This window comes from Bacillus cereus group sp. RP43 (genome assembly GCF_040459645.1).
GTDB lineage: Bacteria > Bacillota > Bacilli > Bacillales > Bacillaceae_G > Bacillus_A > Bacillus_A mycoides_C.
On record NZ_JARVHQ010000001.1, the window covers coordinates 836,528 to 855,518 of the forward strand.

Genomic DNA, 18,991 nt, shown 5'->3' on the forward strand with positions numbered 1-18,991 from the left:
AGGTATCGCTTTTAGTAGGATAATAAGGTGAAAAAATCGGAGGGGGTTGTAACATGTTAAAGAAAAAAGTTCAAATTGGTCGTAGAATGGATGAAATTACAGTAGGAGAGAAATTATCTATCACTGAAAAAATTGAGGATAAAGATTTGTTATTGTACTTAGGGTTAACGAATGATGCCAATCCATTATATATTCAGCATGATTACGCATCCCAAACTCCGTATGAAAAGCCGATTGTACCAAGCATTATGCTAACGGGGCTGATTACAACGGCGGTTACGAAATATTTACCAGGTCCAGGTAGTCATATTACTAGGAAGGACCTTACGTTCGTGAAACATGTTCACCATTATGAAACGTTACAAATCCACTTTGAAGTTGTGACTGTTTCAGAGGAGGAACATACAATTGATATGCTTGTATTTGCTCATGATGAAAAAGGAGAAACTGTTGTAAAAGGTTCATTAACAGTAACACCACCTTTTAAATCTGTTTCTATTATGGAAAAAGCATTAGATAATTTTTAAAACATGAAAGTTAGAATGATATAAAAGTAGCGCTAGTCATATTCTTATTAAGGATATGCTAGCGCTACTTTTTGTTTGGAAAGGGTGATATAACTGTGAAATGGGAAAGGGAAGACATTATTTTTGAAACGATAAGAGAAGCTGAAGTATGGGCCGATTCAATCGCGAATGAAATGTACGGGAAAGTATTTGATGGATATGAAACACCGGATTATAAAATAGCGTATGCTCTTTCGTTTTTCCTAGCGCAAAATCGAGATTTTATAGTTCATACGGAAGTGAGCTTTAAAAAAGAGAGAGCAATCTATAAAGTTTGGAAAAATCCTGTGTAGCTGAAGGTGAATCATAATTACTTCTATTTTCTCAATTTTACACAAACGAGCTCCATGAATAGACAATTATATTGAGGGGGACCTTGTTTTCTAGTATGATGAGAATAACGGGGAAAATACTAGGATGAAGAAGGTTTCAAGTCTATAACTTGGAGGAAAAGAATGAACAATCGTATTTTAGTAGTTGATGATGAGGAATTTATCTTAACTTTAATTGAATTTAATTTACAACAAGCTGGGTTTGAAGTTATAACAGCGATGGATGGAGAAATGGCGTTTCAAAAAGCGACAACAGAACGTCCAGATTTAATTATATTAGATTTGATGCTTCCGAAAATGGATGGTATGGAAGTTTGTAAAGAATTACGATTGCAGCGTGTTATGACGCCGATTTTAATGCTAACAGCAAAAGATGATGAATTTGATAAGGTGCTGGGTCTTGAGCTTGGGGCTGATGATTATATGACAAAGCCGTTTAGCCCAAGGGAAGTTGTTGCTCGTGTGAAGGCGATTTTGCGCCGTACGAAATTACAGCAAGAAGAACAAGTTTCGGAAGCACCAGATGAAGATAGTATCCTAATTGCAGAGCTTAAAATTTTACCGGAGTTTTATGAAGCGTACTTCCAAGGAAGGAAACTGGAATTAACACCGAAAGAATTTGAATTACTTGTTTATCTTGCGAAAAATAAAAGTCGTGTATTAACTCGTGATCAATTATTGAGTGCTGTATGGAATTATGATTTTGCCGGTGATACAAGAATTGTTGATGTCCATATTAGCCATTTGCGCGATAAAATTGAACAAAATACGAAAAAACCGACGTACATTAAAACGATACGTGGTTTAGGTTATAAATTAGAGGAGCCAAAAGGGGATGAATAAATTTCGTTCCAGGCTTCTTTTTACATTTGTTTCTCTTATCGTTTTTATTTTAGTTGGACTAGGTGTATTATTAGAAACTGTATTTGAAAACTACTATATAGACCATGCTAAAGAGAGAATGGTAAAAGAGACACAGTATGTTGCGGTATTAGCAGAAGAGCAAGGGTTTGATGCTGTTTTAAAAAAGCCTTATGTATTTGAAAAGTTAGAGGAAAAAATACCAGCTTCTATTATATTTGTGGATGAAAAAAAGAAAGTTCAATATAGCAGAGGACAACAATCTGCATTTAGCCAAGAGATGATTAAAGAACTTTCTTCTGAAACAGCAAAGCAAAGAAATAAAGTCATTACGAAAGAAGCAGATCAAAAGAATGAATTTTATCATGCGGTGTTCGTCCAGGATGTAGAAGGGAAACAAGGATACATTTTGGTGAAAAGTACAATTGATACTTTGAGGGACGTTCACCAAAAAACGTGGGGATTATTAATTATCGGATTTGTCATTGCTTGTCTCGTAGTTGTATTCCTTGGGGTGAAAATTACAGGGCAATATATTAGACCGATTGAATCAGTCACGAAAGTTGCGATTGAACTAGCGAAGGGTAATTATAAAGCGCGTGCATATGAAAGTCATTCGGATGAAACAGGAATGCTGAGTAAAGCAATTAATATTTTAGCGCGCAATTTACAAGAGATGACACTCGAACAAGAAATGCAACAAGATCGTTTGCACACATTAATTGAGAATATGGGAAGCGGAATGATATTAATTGATAGCCGTGGTTATATAAACCTTGTAAATCGTTCTTATAAGGAGACTTTCCACGTAACTGATGAAGAATATTTAAATCGTTTATATTATGAATCGTTTCATCATACGGAAATTATTGAGCTTGTGGAAGAAATTTTTATGACAGAAGTGAAAGTGCGTAAACAAATGTTATTGCCGCTTGGTATTGAGCGAAAGCATTTCGAGGTATATGGAGCGCCAATTATTGGGACGAACCATGAGTGGAAAGGGATTGTTCTCGTATTCCATGACATTACTGAGCTGAAGAAATTAGAACAAATGAGAAAAGACTTTTTAGCCAATGTTTCTCATGAATTGAAGACACCGATTACTTCTATTAAAGGCTTTTCAGAAACGCTCTTGGATGGGGCGATGGATAACAAAAGATTTTGTGAACATTTCTTGCATATTATTCTAAAAGAAAGTGAACGCATGCAAGGATTAATTGAAGATTTATTAGATTTGTCAAAGATCGAGCAACAAGGATTTAAGTTAAATATGGGTACGGTTGATATGAAGGGACTTCTTGAAGACATACACATGGTGCTTGATAATAAGGCAGGCGAAAAAGAAATCTCTTTACAAGTGAATGTATTAAAACGTGTTTCTGTCATTGGAGATCCAAGTCGTTTGAAACAAATCTTTATTAATTTAATTAATAATGCAATCGTATATACACCTGCTGGAGGCATTGTTTCTGTAGAGTTAGCAGAAGATAAATATAATGCTTATATAAAAGTATCAGATACTGGAATTGGTATTAGTAAAGAAGAAATCCCTCGTATATTTGAACGTTTTTATCGAGTTGATAAAGCGAGAAGTAGAAATACGGGTGGAACGGGTCTTGGTTTATCAATTGTAAAGCATTTAGTTGAAGCACATCAAGGTACGATTACAGTGGATAGTGAGGTTGGGGAAGGAACAACATTTACAGTTGTTTTACCAAAATCAGCCACTGAAAAATAGGATGAAGGATATTTACAATATATTAACAATGGCTTAATTAAATATTAATAAAGCTCTGTTAATATAATATATGAAAACCCCTTCATCCAAGGAGTAATTTTGGACGAGAGTAGTTATGCTATTCTCGTCACTTCCCTTTTATGCCAATGTAAGTCTGTTTATATATGATAGAAAAAAACCGTTATTTTTCTTCTCTCTATTAGTCATGTTAATATAGAGAGAGGAAAAGAACGGTTTTTTTTCTGTGGAAAAATCGTTTCAAATTTGTATGGGGAGGTTTGTAGTTTGGAAAAAAAAGTCGTATTAGTAGATGGTAATAATATCGCGTATCGTGCTTTCTTTGCACTACCGCTTTTAAATAACGACAAAGGTATACATACGAACGCAATTTATGGTTTTACGATGATGTTAATGAGAATACTCGAGGAAGAAAAACCGACGCATATGCTTGTGGCGTTTGATGCGGGGAAAACAACATTCCGTCATAAAACGTATAGTGATTATAAGGGAGGGCGTCAAAAGACTCCACCTGAGTTATCAGAGCAATTCCCGTTTATTCGTGAGATGCTTGATGCATTCAATGTACCGCGTTATGAGCTGGAAAATTATGAAGCGGATGACATTATGGGGACGTTAGCGAAAGAAGCGAGTGAGCAAGGGTTTCATGTGAAAGTTATTTCAGGAGATAAAGATTTACTGCAACTTGTTTCAGATAATACACTCGTTTGTATTCCTCGCAAAGGGATTACAGAAGTAGATGAATATACGAAAGAAGCTTTATTTGAGAAATATAGCTTATCACCAAAGCAAATTATCGACATGAAAGGTTTAATGGGGGATCAATCAGATAACATTCCAGGTGTACCAGGTGTTGGTGAAAAAACTGCGATTAAATTGTTAACACAATTTGAAACGGTAGAAGCGGTATATGAAAACTTAGATCAAGTAAGTGGCAAGAAATTAAAAGAAAAGTTAGAAGCAAATAAAGAACAAGCTCTTATGAGTAAAGAACTTGCGACTATTATTACAGACGCACCGATTACTGTGCATGTAGATGATATGGCATATAAAGGGTATGAACCAAGCGATTTAATTCCAATGTTCGAGAATTTAGGATTTACATCCCTTTTAAATAAATTAGGTGTTACACCGGAGGAAACGGCTCCAGCTGAATTAGATGATATTTCATTTGATATTGTAGAAGAAGTTACAGAAGAAATGCTTCAGCAAGATAGTGCGCTTATTGTTGAAGTACAAGAAGATAACTATCATAAAGCCGATATTCAAGGTTTTGGTATTCAAAATGAAAACGGTTGTTACTTCATTCCGGCCGATGTTGCTCTTAAATCAGATGCTTTTAAAGAGTGGCTTGCAAATGGGGAAATGAGAAAACATACATTTGATGCGAAGCGTGCTATCGTTGCCCTCAAATGGAATGGTGTAGATATTCAGGGAATTGATTTTGATTTATTAATTGCCGCTTATTTACTTGATCCAGCTGATACCGATAAAGATTTCCGTGCTGTTGCGAAAATGAAAGAAACACATGCGGTAAAATCTGACGAAGAAGTTTACGGGAAAGGTGCGAAGCGTGCTGTTCCGGAGCAAGAGGTAGTAGCTGAGCATGTAGCTCGTAAAGTGCATGTATTATATGATGTGAAGCAAACATTCGAGGAAGAATTAGAAAAGAATGAGCAATATGAACTATTTACAGAGTTAGAATTACCTCTTGCTCGTGTACTAGCTGACATGGAAGTGAAAGGTGTTACAGTTGATACGGAGCGCCTTCGTAATATGGGAGAAGAGCTTGCGGGTAGATTAAAGGAAATGGAACAAGAGATTTATGAGCTTGCAGGAACGGAATTTAATATTAATTCACCGAAGCAACTTGGGGTTATTCTGTTTGAAAACTTAAATTTACCTGTTATTAAAAAGACGAAAACAGGTTATTCTACGTCTGCTGATGTGCTAGACAAGCTTATGGATCATCATGCAATCATTCCGAAGATTTTACACTACCGTCAATTAGGAAAACTAAATTCTACATATATTGAAGGGTTATTAAAAGTTGTACATGACGATTCATCTAAAATTCACACTCGCTTTAACCAAGTGTTAACGCAAACGGGACGACTAAGTTCAACGGAACCAAACTTGCAAAATATCCCGATTCGATTAGAAGAGGGAAGGAAGATTCGTCAGGCGTTTATTCCTTCAGAAGAAGGATGGATTATGTACGCAGCTGATTATTCACAAATTGAACTTCGTGTGCTTGCTCACATTGCAAAAGATAAAGGTTTAGTTGAAGCATTCCAACATGACATGGATATTCATACGAAAACAGCTATGGATGTATTCGGTGTTGGAAAGGATGAAGTGACATCTAATATGAGACGACAGGCAAAAGCTGTAAACTTCGGCATTGTATACGGTATTAGTGATTACGGCCTTTCACAAAACTTAGGAATCACGAGAAAAGCGGCAGGGGAATTTATTGAAAGGTATTTAGAAAGCTTCCCTGGGGTACAAGAATATATGGCTGACATTGTAAAAGATGCGAAGCAAAAAGGATATGTTTCAACGTTATTAAATCGCCGTCGTTACATTCCAGAAATTACGAGTCGTAACTTTAATTTACGTAGCTTTGCAGAGCGGACAGCAATGAATACACCAATTCAAGGTAGTGCGGCTGATATTATTAAAAAGGCTATGATTATTATGGCGGATCGCTTAGAAGAAGAAGGCCTACAAGCTCGCTTACTTCTGCAAGTACACGATGAATTGATATTTGAAGCACCAAAAGAAGAATTAGAAAAATTAGAGAAGCTTGTACCTGAAGTAATGGAGCATGCAATTGAACTAGCGGTTCCGCTCAAAGTTGATTATTCTTACGGTCCAACTTGGTACGACGCGAAATAAGGAAGTGATGAAATGCCTGAATTACCAGAGGTTGAAAATGTTAGACGAACGCTTGAAAATCTTGTAACAGGAAAAACGATTGCAGATGTTATTGTAACTTATCCCAAAATAGTAAAACGACCGGATGATGCAGAAATCTTTAAAGACATGCTGAGAGGCGAGAAAATCGAGAATATAAAGCGAAGAGGTAAGTTTTTGCTTTTGTATGTAACGAACTATGTAATTGTTTCACATTTGCGTATGGAAGGTAAGTTTTTACTTCATCAAGAGGATGAGCCAATTGATAAACATACACACGTACGTTTCTTATTTACAGATGGAACTGAATTACATTATAAAGATGTGCGAAAGTTTGGTACGATGCATCTCTTTAATAAAGGTGAAGAGTTTGCTCAAATGCCTCTTGCTGATTTAGGACCAGAGCCATTTGATGCTGAATTGACACCGCAGTACTTACAAGAAAGATTACAAAAGACAAATCGCAAAATAAAAGTCGTATTATTAGATCAGCGTCTTTTAGTAGGGCTTGGAAATATATATGTAGATGAAGTATTATTCCGTTCGCAAATTCATCCAGAACGAGAAGCTGCATCTTTAACAGAAGAAGAAGTAGAAAGAATTTATGAGGCGACTGTTACAACGCTGGGCGAAGCGGTTAAGCGTGGCGGAAGTACAATTAGAACGTATATTAATTCGCAAGGACAAATTGGTTCGTTCCAGGAACTTCTAAATGTATATGGAAAAAAAGGAGAACCGTGTGTGACTTGCGGTACGATATTAGAAAAAACAGTTGTTGGCGGCAGGGGAACACATTACTGCCCAATTTGCCAACCTAGAATATAGAAAAGGGATAACATCGGATAGGCATTTGTCATATACATAGAGCAGAGCTATGTATAAGGGAGGAGCTTACCGATGTACCTTTATTTATCTCTTATTTTATTAGCTTTTACATTAAGCTTAGATAGCTGTAGTGTAGGGCTAACATATGGGTTAAGGAGCGTAAGAATTCCACTAAGATCAATTATGATTATCGGGATCTGTTCAGCAGCTGTCATGCTTGTTTCCATGGGAATTGGACATATGATCGCGAAAATATTTTCACCTGTTATCGCAACGCGTATCGGTGGGCTTGTTCTTATTGGAATAGGTATTTGGGTATTATATCAATTTTTTCGAAGTGATAAAAAAGAAGATTCGAAGCAAGAAGAGAAGGTTTGGAAACTAGAAATTGCTTCTCTAGGGTTAGTGATTCAAATTTTGCGGAAGCCGACTGTTGCGGATTTTGATAAATCAGGAACGATCTCTGCAGGAGAAGCACTACTTCTCGGCATTGCTCTTTCAGTAGATTCGTTTGGTGCTGGAATTGGTGCATCTTTATTAGGCTATACACCTGCGATGATGGCGATATTAGTCGCGGTTATGAGTTCTTTATTCTTATTTATTGGAATGAAGCTCGGTACGGTTTTATCGAATATGAAATGGTTACAAAAATTTACATTCCTGCCTGGGGTATTACTCATTATTATTGGAATTTGGAAAATGTAAGTATGGGCGTGGAACGTTAGTTTCGCGCCTTTTATTATGAGGAGGATTATTATGACAGTAGTAATTGGATTAACAGGAGGCATTGCAAGTGGAAAAAGTACGGTATCAGAAATGTTTCGTGAAATGAGTATACCGGTTATTGATGCAGATATTATTGCTCGAGAAGTTGTAGAACGAGGAAAACCAGCATATAACAAAATTGTAGAGGTTTTCGGAACGGAAGTGTTACAAAAAGATGGAGAACTGGATCGACCGAAGCTTGGAAGTGTCGTTTTCTATAATGAAGAAAAACGATTGCAGTTAAACGAAATTGTTCACCCTGCAGTGCGTGAAGAAATGAATGCACAAAAGGAGATGTACATAAAAGAAGGTATGCAAGCGGTTGTGTTAGATATCCCTCTTTTGTTTGAAAGTAAATTAACAAATCTTGTTGATCGTGTTTTAGTTGTAGCAGTTACGCCCAATACACAATTGGAACGTTTAATGAAACGAAATAACTTTTCAGAAGAAGAAGCAACGGCGCGTATTCAATCTCAAATGTCATTAGAAGAAAAAGTAAAGAAAGCAGATGAAGTAATTTATAATGATGGCACAATTGCTGAAACGAAAACACAATTAGCGGCTATTTTGAAAGAATGGAACATTATTGATTAAAAAATTGTGAAATTAATGAAAATGCTTAGTGACATATCTCCTTTTTGTGTTATACTATTATTGGGATTGGAGATAAATAGTATAACGCATTCAAGGGGGATAACATATTATGACTCGTGTGGCAATTAATGGATTTGGACGTATTGGGAGAATGGTGTTTCGTCAAGCAATAAAAGAAAGCGCATTCGAAATTGTAGCAATCAACGCAAGCTATCCGTCCGAAACGTTAGCACATTTAATTAAATATGATACAGTACATGGTAAGTTTGACGGAACAGTGGAAGCATTTGAAGATCATTTATTAGTAGATGGGAAAATGATTCGCCTTTTAAACAACCGCGATCCAAAGGAATTGCCTTGGAAAGAATTAGGTGTTGAAGTTGTAATTGAAGCAACTGGTAAATTTAACTCGAAAGAAAAAGCAATTCTTCATGTTGAAGCTGGAGCGAAAAAAGTTATTTTAACAGCACCTGGTAAAAATGAAGATGTAACAATCGTAGTTGGTGTGAACGAAGACCAATTAGATATTACAAAACATACCGTTATTTCAAATGCATCTTGTACAACAAACTGTTTAGCGCCGGTTGTAAAGGTGTTAGATGAGCAGTTCGGAATTGAAAACGGTTTAATGACAACTGTTCACGCTTATACAAATGACCAAAAAAATATTGATAACCCACATAAAGATTTAAGAAGAGCGCGTGCTTGCGGACAGTCTATCATTCCGACAACGACGGGTGCTGCGAAAGCGCTTGCAAAAGTTCTTCCGCACTTAAACGGAAAACTTCATGGTATGGCACTTCGTGTACCAACACCAAACGTGTCTCTTGTTGATTTAGTAGTAGACGTAAAACGTGATGTAACAGTTGAAGATATTAATGAAGCATTCAAAACTGTTGCAAACGGTGCGTTAAAAGGAATTGTAGAATTCAGCGAAGAGCCTTTAGTGTCTATCGACTTTAATACAAATACACACTCAGCTATTATTGATGGTTTATCTACAATGGTAATGGGTGAGCGTAAAGTGAAAGTACTTGCTTGGTATGATAACGAGTGGGGCTACTCTCGTCGTGTTGTAGATCTTGTAACGTTAGTTGTAGATGAATTAGCAAAACAAGAAAATGTACAACATATTTAAGTGAAATAGGGGGAGGGCAAGTGAATATTTGCCTTCTTTTTTTATTTTTTTCTGAAAAGAAAAAAATTATAGGAGTATATTTTCAAATAGTGGACAGACCAAAAAACGTTGTGATTACTGTATTTGTGAATCATTTATTTTTTTTGGGGAAAAGTAAAGAGGAAATTATGACAGAAAATCGAAAAAACTGTTGTTGCAAAATGAAAATAAACAAAGTATACTAACACTCGTAAACTTAAGAGCTGAGGTACGTAGTCACTACTTAAAGGGTTAGGACCTCTCTGGACTAACTTTCCCCCGTGGTAGTGGAGCAAGCCAAATTGCAAATTAGTTTTCAATTCGAACAGTTAGAATAAATTTACAAGGGGGAACTGTAGAATGGATACTATGGATACGATGGGTCGTCACGTGATCGCTGAACTTTGGGATTGCGATTTCGACAAGCTTAATGACATGCCGTATATTGAACAATTATTTGTGGATGCAGCACTGAGAGCTGGTGCTGAAGTGCGTGAGGTTGCTTTCCATAAATTTGCACCACAAGGTGTAAGTGGAGTAGTAATTATCTCGGAATCACATTTAACAATTCATAGCTTTCCGGAGCACGGTTACGCAAGTATTGATGTTTATACTTGTGGGGATCGTATTGATCCAAATGTTGCTGCAGAATATATTGCAGAAGGTTTAAACGCGAAAACGCGTGAGAGCATCGAGCTTCCTCGAGGCACTGGTAGCTTCGAAATTAAGCAGAGAGAAACAAAAGCTCTTTAAAAAAGAACATAATTGATTTAAAATGTAAAGAGGTGTATAATGCACCTCTTTTTTAGTTTATATAAAATAGGATCACGATATGTAATAACTTAGAGTGGTCATTGTAGAAGAATGAGTTATATAATATTGTATATATATTTTCACATGTAGGTGAGTAGCGAAGAATAAAGATTATATTGTAAAGGAGTGAATGAATTGCGTTGTCCATCCTGTTTTCATAATGGCACAAGAGTGTTAGATTCGCGTCCGGTAGACGAGGGGCGCTCTATTCGAAGAAGAAGAGAGTGTGAAAGTTGTTTAAGTCGCTTTACGACATTTGAAAGAGTAGAAGAATCACCTCTTATCGTTGTTAAAAAAGAAGGAACACGAGAAGAGTTTAATAAAGAGAAAATTTTACGCGGTTTAATTAAAGCGTGTGAAAAAAGACCTGTATCTTTAAGGCAGTTAGAGGAAGTAACACAAAGTGTGGAGCGTGAACTTCGTAACTTAGGTATATCAGAAGTGAAAAGTGATATGATTGGTGAAATTGTTATGGAAGAACTTCGTGATATTGATGATGTTGCTTACGTACGTTTTGCTTCTGTGTATCGTCAATTTAAAGATTTAAATGTATTTATTGAAGAATTAAAAGATATACTGCAAAAAGAGAGAGAGTAGAAAGAACCTCTTTATATACTGTAAGTAAACGAGATAAGAGAGCTAGAAGCGGAAGCTAATAGCTCTTTTTCGCTAATAAATTATATAATAAGGATAGAACGAGTGAAATATAGGTTAGATTGGATGAGAGAAAGGAAAAGCAAGAATGGAAAAACAGTCATGGATGGAGCTATTGCCGATTGATCGTTATAAAGTAAGTGCAAAAGGGTTGTTACATAATTACGACCGGAAAGTATTAACGATGTTGTATCAGCCGTTAATAGGTAGTAGAGCTTTTAGCTTATACATGACGCTATGGGGAGAGTTAGAGCAAGATCGTGTGTTTGGAAAAGAGAATACACATCACTCCCTTATGGTGACTATGCAAATGCAACTTCCTGAAATATATGGGGAACGAGTAAAGTTAGAAGCGATTGGTCTTTTAAATGTATATATTAAGAAAGAAAAAGATATTCGAATGTTTATATATGAATTGCAACCACCTTTATCTCCGAAGCAGTTTTTTGATGATATTGTTTTAAGTATCTTTTTATATAATCGCTTGAGTCGGACAAAATACAACCAAGTAAAGCAATATTTCTTAGAGGAAGAATTCGATTTTGCTTCTTATGAAAATGTTACGCGCTCCTTCAACGATGTATTTGATTCGTTTAACCCAGGTCAGTTTGAACATGCGCAAGAAGAACTGCGTATCCCGAAAACGACAACTATGCCAAATAACGAGAATGGGGATGCACCGAAAGTTTGGAATGATTTCTTTGATTTCTCTTTATTTGTAGACGGACTATCAGCGCTTGTTCCTAAAAAGGCGATTACAGATCAAGTGCGAGAATGTGTCATTACACTCGCTTATGTGTACGGTGTGGATGTGTTATCGATGCAAAATATCGTTCTTGGCGCAGTGACAGAGAGGCAAACTATTGATATCGAAAGGCTTCGGAAGGGAGCACGCGATTGGTATCAATTTGAAAATGGTCAAGCACTACCTGTATTAAGTGAAAGGGTGCAACCTCATGCTGCTCGTACAATGAAAGAGAAAGAGCCATCTACGCAAGAAGAGATGCTAATGAAGCAGTTAGAGGAAATCTCGCCAAAACAACTATTGAAAGAGATTTCAGGCGGTGCAGAGGCAACGAAAGCGGACTTGCAAATCGTTGAGGATGTAATGATAAATCAAAAATTAACGCCAGGGGTTGTGAATGTACTTATTTATTACGTTATGCTACGCTCAGATATGAAGCTTGCTAAAACGTATGTCGAGAAGATTGCTGGACATTGGGCACGAAAAAAGGTCGGTACAGTAGGCGAAGCAATGGCGCTAGCGAAAGAAGAGAATCGTCAATATCAAGAGTGGGCCGAGACGAAGAAGAAAGGCCGAACAGCTAAGAGAACGGTGCGTAAAGAAATGGTGCCTGATTGGCTTAAAGAAGAACCGAAAGAACAAGCGAAAGAAACTGTGGAAAATGACGTAAGTGTGGAAAAAAAGGCAAGTATGTTAGAAGATGAACGAAAACGATTAGAAGAAGTATTGAAAAAATATAAGCGTGATTAATAGAAGAGAATGAACGCTCTTTGAGGTGAGGAAATGGAGCATATTCAAAATTCGTTTGCGAAGTTAATGGAAAATAAAAACTTTAAAAATAGATATGAAGTGTTAAAAGCGGAAGTAATGGCGCACCCACGTGTGAAAGAATTTATAGACGAACATAAAGGTGAAGTAACGACTTCGATGATTGAACGAAGTCTTGTGAAGTTATATGAATACATTGGACAAAGTGTAGGGTGCGCTGATTGTCCAAATTTAGGGTCATGTAAAAATATGCTGCAAGGATATGAGCCGAAGCTTGTCATTCAAGGTAAGATGATTGATATTCAATACGATCGCTGCGTAAGAAAAGTAGCGTATGATGAGAGAAAGAAACATGAAAAACTCGTTCAAAGCGTGTATATGCCAAATGATATTTTACAGGCGTCTATGGAAAACTTAGACCCTTCAGGTTTAGATGCACGTATTGAGGCGATTGGTGCAGCGAATGAATTTTTACGTGCATATGAACCAGGGAAAAAAGTGCAGGGCTTATATCTTTACGGTAAATTTGGTGTAGGGAAAACATATCTTTTAGGGGCGATTGCAAATGAGCTTGCTCTAAAGAAAATAAGTTCGATGATTGTATACTTCCCGGAATTTTTACGTGAAATTAAAAGTTCGATTCAAGATAATACGATTGGGGAAAAGATTGATGCGGTAAAACGCGTACAAGTATTAATGTTAGATGATATCGGAGCGGAAGCAATGTCAAGTTTTGTACGTGACGATGTTCTCGGTGCGATCTTGCAATTCCGTATGTTAGAAAACTTACCGACGTTCTTTACGTCTAACTTTGATTTCAAACAGTTAGAACATCATTTAACGTATACACAGCGCGGTGAAGCAGAAGAGATGAAAGCGGCCCGTATTATGGAACGAATTCAATATTTAGCGAAGCCAATTTCTATTGGTGGAAAGAACCGTCGTCATAAGTAAAGAGTAAGCTGAGAAGCTTGCTCTTTTTTATCCCGCTATTGGCGGGCAGTAAGACTCCCACCTCAAAATTCGGCTGTAAAGCAAAGAAGTTAGGTGGAAGCCCTGCTGCCCGTAAAAGCCCGATTGGTGCGGGCTAATAATCAGTGGAGGATGGACAAAACCTCCACTGATTAAAGTTTCACTTTATTTTAATCATTTTTTCAGAGTAGCTTGTATCATTTTTTTCTCCCTCCCTTAATATATATAAAATTAGCAAGCCATATCGAGTGGATGTTCTAACGATGGGAGATAGGTTTCTACTAAGAGTGAACTTCCATAGATCGGACTCTTATAGGATTTGTAACGTATAGGTGCAATCCTTTAGAGCGGGGATAAAAGGGGGGACAAAAGTGATTGAAATTTGCTTCGAAGAAAAAAATGATGCTGTGCACGTATACAGACAACTAACGAAAAGAACGGAATCCTTATATAAGGAAACAAGTGTATATTTAAACGAACAAAAGGTTGTTATTCATATACCATTATGTGAATCGAATTATATTGAAAAGGTTTTATTGCCAGTATTACTATATTTCATTATGAATGTGAAACAAAATGAATGGATTCATACCATTTTAAAGGAAAAGTTTTTTTATGAAGAACAAGAAGAGTGTCATCAAATATTGCATATGGCACATGAGATTTTAAAGGAAAGAAGAAAAGGAGTAGTTCGTGATTTAACACGTCAAAAATTTGAATCTTATATTGCGTCGTCTTTGAATGATTGGCTTTGTGATCCGCTCTCATTCTCGTTTTCATCATACGTTCGTTTTCGTCTTCGTACATACAGGGAAATGGTAGCTAAGCTTGCTGAAGTTGCAATTGATGAGTATAAGATGGAGCAGGAATATCAAATGTTCATTGAGACACTTCGCCAACAAGTAAGTAGCCGGAAATCACGTTTGTCCTGTGTACATCTTATTTTTGATGAAAGTTTTATTTTCTATGATGATAAAGGTAGACGTTTAAAACAGGAGAAATTGGTTCAATATATAGATGAAGAATTATTAAAGAAACAGGATGTATATATCGATACGAAAGTAATTGCACCACTTCTTTCTATTTCGCCGAAAAAGATTTATTTATATACGAAAGAACAAGATCATAATATGATTATTACTTTGCGAAATGTATTTCAGGAACGAGTGCAACTACATGGATTACATGAATTTGAGCGCAACGTGAAAAATTTAAAAAATAAAGGTAACGCCCTTGATTTTCTAAGTTTTTGAGCATATAATTACCTACATAAATGAAATATATTGAAATGTCATGATGAGGACATGAGTAGTTTTCTACGATTTTCAGAGAGGGAAGCCTTAGGGTGTGAGCTTCCTAGTACGGGATAATTACTTACCACCTCTAAACATTAGCAGTGAACGATTTTTCTAGTAATTGCTAACGGACAACACCGTTATGTTGAACTTGAGCAATTAACAATCATGTTAATTGGAACAAGGGTGGAACCACGAATTCAACACTCGTCCCTTTTTACGGGATGAGTGTTTTTTATTTTGAGAAAAAGAGGAGTGACCAGTGATGGCAGATGTAGTTAAAATTACTTTCCCTGATGGAGCTGTGAAGGAGTTTCCAAAAGGCGTAACAACTGAAGAAATCGCAGCTTCTATTAGCCCAGGCTTAAAGAAAAAAGCTGTGGCTGGAAAATTAAACGATGAGATGATTGATCTTGTTACACCAATCGAAGAAGATGGTGCAGTTTCTATTATTACATTAGATTCTGAAGATGGCTTATACATTTTACGCCATTCAACTGCCCACCTTTTAGCACAAGCGTTAAAACGTTTATATAAAGATGTTAAGCTTGAGCTTGGCATTGGTCCAGTAATCGAAAATGGCTTCTACTACGATATTGATATGGAAGAAGCAATTACAGTTGAAGACTTCAAGAAAATCGAAAAAGAAATGCAAAAAATCGTAAACGAGAACTTAGAAATCGTTCGTCATGAAGTACCACGTGCAGAAGCACTTCGTCGCTTTGAAGAAATCGGCGATGAGTTAAAATTAGATTTAATTAACGATCTTCCAGAAGATGCAGTTATTTCAATCTATGAGCAAGGCGAATTCTTCGACCTTTGTCGTGGTGTTCACCTTCCATCTACAGGGAAAATTAAAGTGTTTAAATTATTAAGCGTAGCGGGTGCTTACTGGCGCGGCGATAGCAATAATAAAATGTTACAACGTATTTACGGTACTGCATTTGTTAAGAAAGCAGAATTAGATGAGCACTTACGTATGCTTGAAGAAGCAAAAGAGCGTGATCACCGTAAATTAGGTAAAGAATTAAAACTATTTACTAATAGCCAAAAAGTAGGACAAGGTTTACCACTTTGGTTACCAAAAGGTGCAACAATTCGCCGCATTATCGAGCGTTATATCGTTGATAAAGAAGCAAGCTTAGGTTATGATCACGTATACACTCCAGTATTAGGAAGCAGAGAGCTTTATGAAACTTCTGGTCACTGGAACCATTACCGTGATGGCATGTTCCCATCAATGGAAATGGATAATGAAGAATTAGTTCTTCGTCCAATGAACTGCCCTCACCATATGATGGTTTATAAAAATGATATTCACAGTTACCGTGAATTACCAATCCGTATTGCGGAACTTGGAACAATGCACCGCTATGAAATGTCTGGAGCATTATCTGGATTACAACGTGTACGCGGAATGACTTTAAACGATGCGCACATTTTCGTTCGTCCAGATCAAATTAAAGAAGAGTTAAAACGTGTTGTAAACTTAACTTTAGAAGTGTACAAAGATTTCGGTTTAGAAAACTATTCATTCCGTCTATCTTATCGTGACCCAGCAGATACTAAAAAGTATTATGCAGATGATGAGATGTGGGAAAAAGCACAAGGTATGTTAAAAGAAGCTATGGATGAAATGGGTCTTGATTACTATGAAGCTGAAGGTGAAGCGGCATTCTATGGTCCAAAACTTGACGTTCAAGTTCGTACTGCTCTTGGAAAAGACGAAACACTTTCAACTGTACAATTAGACTTCTTACTTCCAGAACGCTTTGAATTAGCTTACGTTGGTGAAGACGGTAAACAACATCGTCCAGTTGTAATTCACCGTGGCGTTGTATCAACTATGGAACGTTTCGTAGCCTTCTTAATTGAAGAATACAAAGGCGCATTCCCAACTTGGTTAGCTCCAGTTCAGGCGCAAGTAATTCCAGTTTCTCCGCAAGTACATTTAGACTATGCAAAGAAAGTACAAGATGAATTACGACGTGCTGGTATCCGTGTTGAATTAGATACTCGTGAAGAGAAAATTGGTTACAAAATCCGTGAAGCACAAATGCAAAAGATTCCGTACATGCTTGTAGTAGGTGACAATGAAGTTACTGAAAATGGCGTTAACGTACGTAAATATGGTGAACAAAAATCAGAAACAATCGCATTAGATGCGTTTGTTGACATGATTAAAGTAGAAGGAAAACGATAAGAAAAAGCCGCGGTATACCGCGGCTTTTTTATGTATTATGAAAAAGAAAATCTAGAAAAAATAACCAAACAATACTTATCATAAAAAAGTATTGCAAGTATGCTAGTTGTTTGTTACAATATTTCTTGTTGTTAGTAAAACACATCGCGTCTTCTTGACAGACGTCATGTCCTATGATAAACTCATCAAGGATAATAGAATATGGTTTTGACAAGTAGAAGCACCCGCTTCTCACCTGATGGACGCATTCGCAGTTAGCAGGTAAATGTATTTCTTACTAAAGATATTACAAGTGTGGGTGCCGTGTGCCCGCACTTTTTTTGTTCGGGTTCTACAATTGCAAAACGTATTCTAAGAAAACCTTGGAGGTGGCTTACTATTAGCAAGGATATGATGATTAACGAGCAAATTCGTGCACGTGAAGTACGCTTAGTTGGCGCAAACGGCGATCAACTTGGAATCAAGTCTCGTAATGACGCTTTAGACTTAGCTGCAGGTCTTAATCTTGATTTAGTATTGGTTGCTCCAAATGCGAAACCGCCAGTATGCCGCATTATGGACTACGGTAAATTCCGCTTTGAGCAACAGAAGAAAGAAAAAGAACAGCGCAAAAATCAAAAAGTAATTAGCATGAAAGAAGTTCGTTTAAGTCCAACAATTGATGAACATGACTTTAACACAAAACTTCGTAATGCTGTCAAGTTTTTAGAGAAAGGCGACAAGGTTAAAGCGTCAATTCGCTTTAAAGGACGTGCCATTACTCATAAAGAAATCGGTCAACGTGTTTTAGATCGCTTCTCAGAAGCTTGTGCTGAAGTTAGTACAATTGAATCTAAGCCTAAAATGGAAGGACGCAGTATGTTCTTAGTTTTAGCACCGAAAAACGATAAGTAATAGATAGAGGAGGAAATACCTATGCCTAAACAAAAAACTCATCGCGGCGCTGCAAAGCGTTTCAAAAAGACTGGATCTGGTAAACTGAAGCGTTCTCACGCTTACACAAGCCATTTATTCGCTAACAAATCTACAAAAGCTAAACGTAAACTACGTAAAGCTGGTGTAGTTAGCGCTGGTGACTTCAAACGCATTCGTCAAATGCTTGACAACTTAAAATAAGTTCGGCTGATATATAGAACAAACTAGGAGGTAATATTATGCCAAGAGTAAAAGGTGGTACAGTTACTCGTCAACGTCGTAAAAAAGTTATAAAATTAGCAAAAGGTTACTACGGTTCTAAGAGTACATTATTTAAGGTTGCTAACCAACAGGTTATGAAATCTCTAATGTATGCATTCCGTGACCGTCGTCAAAAGAAACGTGACTTCCGTAAATTATGGATTACACGTATCAACGCAGCAGCTCGTATGAATGGTCTTTCTTACAGCCGCTTAATGCACGGTTTAAAAAATGCTGGCATCGAAGTTAACCGCAAGATGCTTGCTGACTTAGCTGTTCATGACGAAAAAGCTTTCGCTGAATTAGCAACAGTTGCAAAAAACAACATTAACTAATTAATTAGTTGAAACCTTAGAAGATTTTTCTTCTAAGGTTTTTTTATTTACATTCATTGTAAATATTCAATGATTTGCAAAATCCTTTACTTATTATCGTTATCGATATGACAAAATCAATGCGAAAACTATAGCGATATAGAAGAATATGTTTATAAAGTCGGGAGAATCCTCCTGGCTTTTTTTATTTATGCTCCTTTGGAAAGAAGAGTATCTTTCCTAGCAGAAACGACACTGCTATAATGGAGAGATGATA

At 36.7% G+C, this 18,991-nt stretch carries 18 protein-coding genes and 2 other annotated features; all 18 genes read left to right on the forward strand.

Going from position 1 to position 18,991, the window contains the following annotated elements:
* Positions 1–53 precede the first annotated feature (53 nt).
* The 18 genes from QCI75_RS04365 to rplT all read left to right on the forward strand — a co-directional run bounded on the left by QCI75_RS04365 (position 54) and on the right by rplT (position 18,735).
* Positions 54–527, forward strand: a complete 474-nt coding sequence (locus tag QCI75_RS04365) for a MaoC/PaaZ C-terminal domain-containing protein (RefSeq protein WP_098778157.1) — start codon at positions 54–56, stop codon at positions 525–527.
* A gap of 95 nt (positions 528–622) precedes the next feature.
* Positions 623–859: a hypothetical protein gene (locus QCI75_RS04370; RefSeq protein ID WP_105586803.1), complete on the forward strand. Its 237-nt coding sequence runs from the start codon at positions 623–625 to the stop codon at positions 857–859.
* A 162-nt stretch (positions 860–1,021) separates the two neighbouring features.
* Entirely contained in the window at positions 1,022–1,741 is a 720-nt protein-coding gene (gene phoP / locus QCI75_RS04375; RefSeq protein ID WP_144505176.1) for a two-component system response regulator PhoP, read from the forward strand.
* Complete coding sequence (gene phoR, locus QCI75_RS04380; RefSeq protein ID WP_144505174.1) at positions 1,734–3,497, forward strand: sensory box histidine kinase PhoR; 1,764 nt, start codon at positions 1,734–1,736, stop codon at positions 3,495–3,497. The genes phoP and phoR overlap by 8 nt, the downstream gene beginning before the upstream one ends.
* Positions 3,498–3,782: 285 nt before the next feature.
* The gene (gene polA, locus QCI75_RS04385) at positions 3,783–6,416 is read left to right on the forward strand and encodes a DNA polymerase I (RefSeq protein WP_144505172.1); all 2,634 of its coding nucleotides are present in this window, start codon (positions 3,783–3,785) and stop codon (positions 6,414–6,416) included.
* A 12-nt stretch (positions 6,417–6,428) separates the two neighbouring features.
* Entirely contained in the window at positions 6,429–7,259 is an 831-nt protein-coding gene (mutM, locus tag QCI75_RS04390) for a DNA-formamidopyrimidine glycosylase (RefSeq protein ID WP_144505170.1), read from the forward strand.
* Positions 7,260–7,331: 72 nt separating this feature from the next.
* Complete coding sequence (ytaF, locus tag QCI75_RS04395) at positions 7,332–7,964, forward strand: sporulation membrane protein YtaF (RefSeq protein ID WP_353760002.1); 633 nt, start codon at positions 7,332–7,334, stop codon at positions 7,962–7,964.
* A gap of 51 nt (positions 7,965–8,015) precedes the next feature.
* Positions 8,016–8,618 carry a dephospho-CoA kinase gene (coaE, locus tag QCI75_RS04400; protein ID WP_144505168.1) on the forward strand — a complete coding sequence of 201 codons (603 nt, stop codon included), beginning with the start codon at positions 8,016–8,018 and terminating at the stop codon, positions 8,616–8,618.
* A 109-nt stretch (positions 8,619–8,727) separates the two neighbouring features.
* Complete coding sequence (locus QCI75_RS04405; RefSeq protein WP_016096022.1) at positions 8,728–9,756, forward strand: glyceraldehyde-3-phosphate dehydrogenase; 1,029 nt, start codon at positions 8,728–8,730, stop codon at positions 9,754–9,756.
* A gap of 387 nt (positions 9,757–10,143) precedes the next feature.
* Positions 10,144–10,527 carry an adenosylmethionine decarboxylase gene (speD, locus tag QCI75_RS04410; protein WP_002003660.1) on the forward strand — a complete coding sequence of 128 codons (384 nt, stop codon included), beginning with the start codon at positions 10,144–10,146 and terminating at the stop codon, positions 10,525–10,527.
* A 195-nt stretch (positions 10,528–10,722) separates the two neighbouring features.
* Positions 10,723–11,184, forward strand: a complete 462-nt coding sequence (gene nrdR / locus QCI75_RS04415) for a transcriptional regulator NrdR (protein ID WP_001203686.1) — start codon at positions 10,723–10,725, stop codon at positions 11,182–11,184.
* A 145-nt stretch (positions 11,185–11,329) separates the two neighbouring features.
* Positions 11,330–12,736 (forward strand): replication initiation and membrane attachment family protein, encoded by a 1,407-nt coding sequence (locus QCI75_RS04420; protein WP_144505164.1) that lies wholly within the window; start codon positions 11,330–11,332, stop codon positions 12,734–12,736.
* Between the two features lie 33 nt (positions 12,737–12,769).
* Positions 12,770–13,708, forward strand: a complete 939-nt coding sequence (dnaI, locus tag QCI75_RS04425) for a primosomal protein DnaI (RefSeq protein ID WP_144505162.1) — start codon at positions 12,770–12,772, stop codon at positions 13,706–13,708.
* A gap of 389 nt (positions 13,709–14,097) precedes the next feature.
* Complete coding sequence (gene ytxC, locus QCI75_RS04430) at positions 14,098–14,979, forward strand: putative sporulation protein YtxC (RefSeq protein WP_144505160.1); 882 nt, start codon at positions 14,098–14,100, stop codon at positions 14,977–14,979.
* 31 nt (positions 14,980–15,010) lie between these two features.
* Positions 15,011–15,239: a binding site (T-box leader), on the forward strand.
* A 47-nt stretch (positions 15,240–15,286) separates the two neighbouring features.
* Positions 15,287–17,224, forward strand: coding sequence for a threonine--tRNA ligase (gene thrS / locus QCI75_RS04435; RefSeq protein ID WP_000786076.1), 1,938 nt, complete (start codon positions 15,287–15,289; stop codon positions 17,222–17,224).
* A 206-nt stretch (positions 17,225–17,430) separates the two neighbouring features.
* Positions 17,431–17,551 (forward strand) — a sequence feature (ribosomal protein L20 leader region).
* Between the two features lie 63 nt (positions 17,552–17,614).
* Positions 17,615–18,118 (forward strand): translation initiation factor IF-3, encoded by a 504-nt coding sequence (gene infC, locus QCI75_RS04440; protein WP_002015470.1) that lies wholly within the window; start codon positions 17,615–17,617, stop codon positions 18,116–18,118.
* 21 nt (positions 18,119–18,139) lie between these two features.
* Complete coding sequence (gene rpmI / locus QCI75_RS04445; protein ID WP_001125945.1) at positions 18,140–18,340, forward strand: 50S ribosomal protein L35; 201 nt, start codon at positions 18,140–18,142, stop codon at positions 18,338–18,340.
* Between the two features lie 38 nt (positions 18,341–18,378).
* The gene (gene rplT, locus QCI75_RS04450; RefSeq protein WP_001138364.1) at positions 18,379–18,735 is read left to right on the forward strand and encodes a 50S ribosomal protein L20; all 357 of its coding nucleotides are present in this window, start codon (positions 18,379–18,381) and stop codon (positions 18,733–18,735) included.
* The last annotated feature ends 256 nt before the right edge of the window (positions 18,736–18,991 follow it).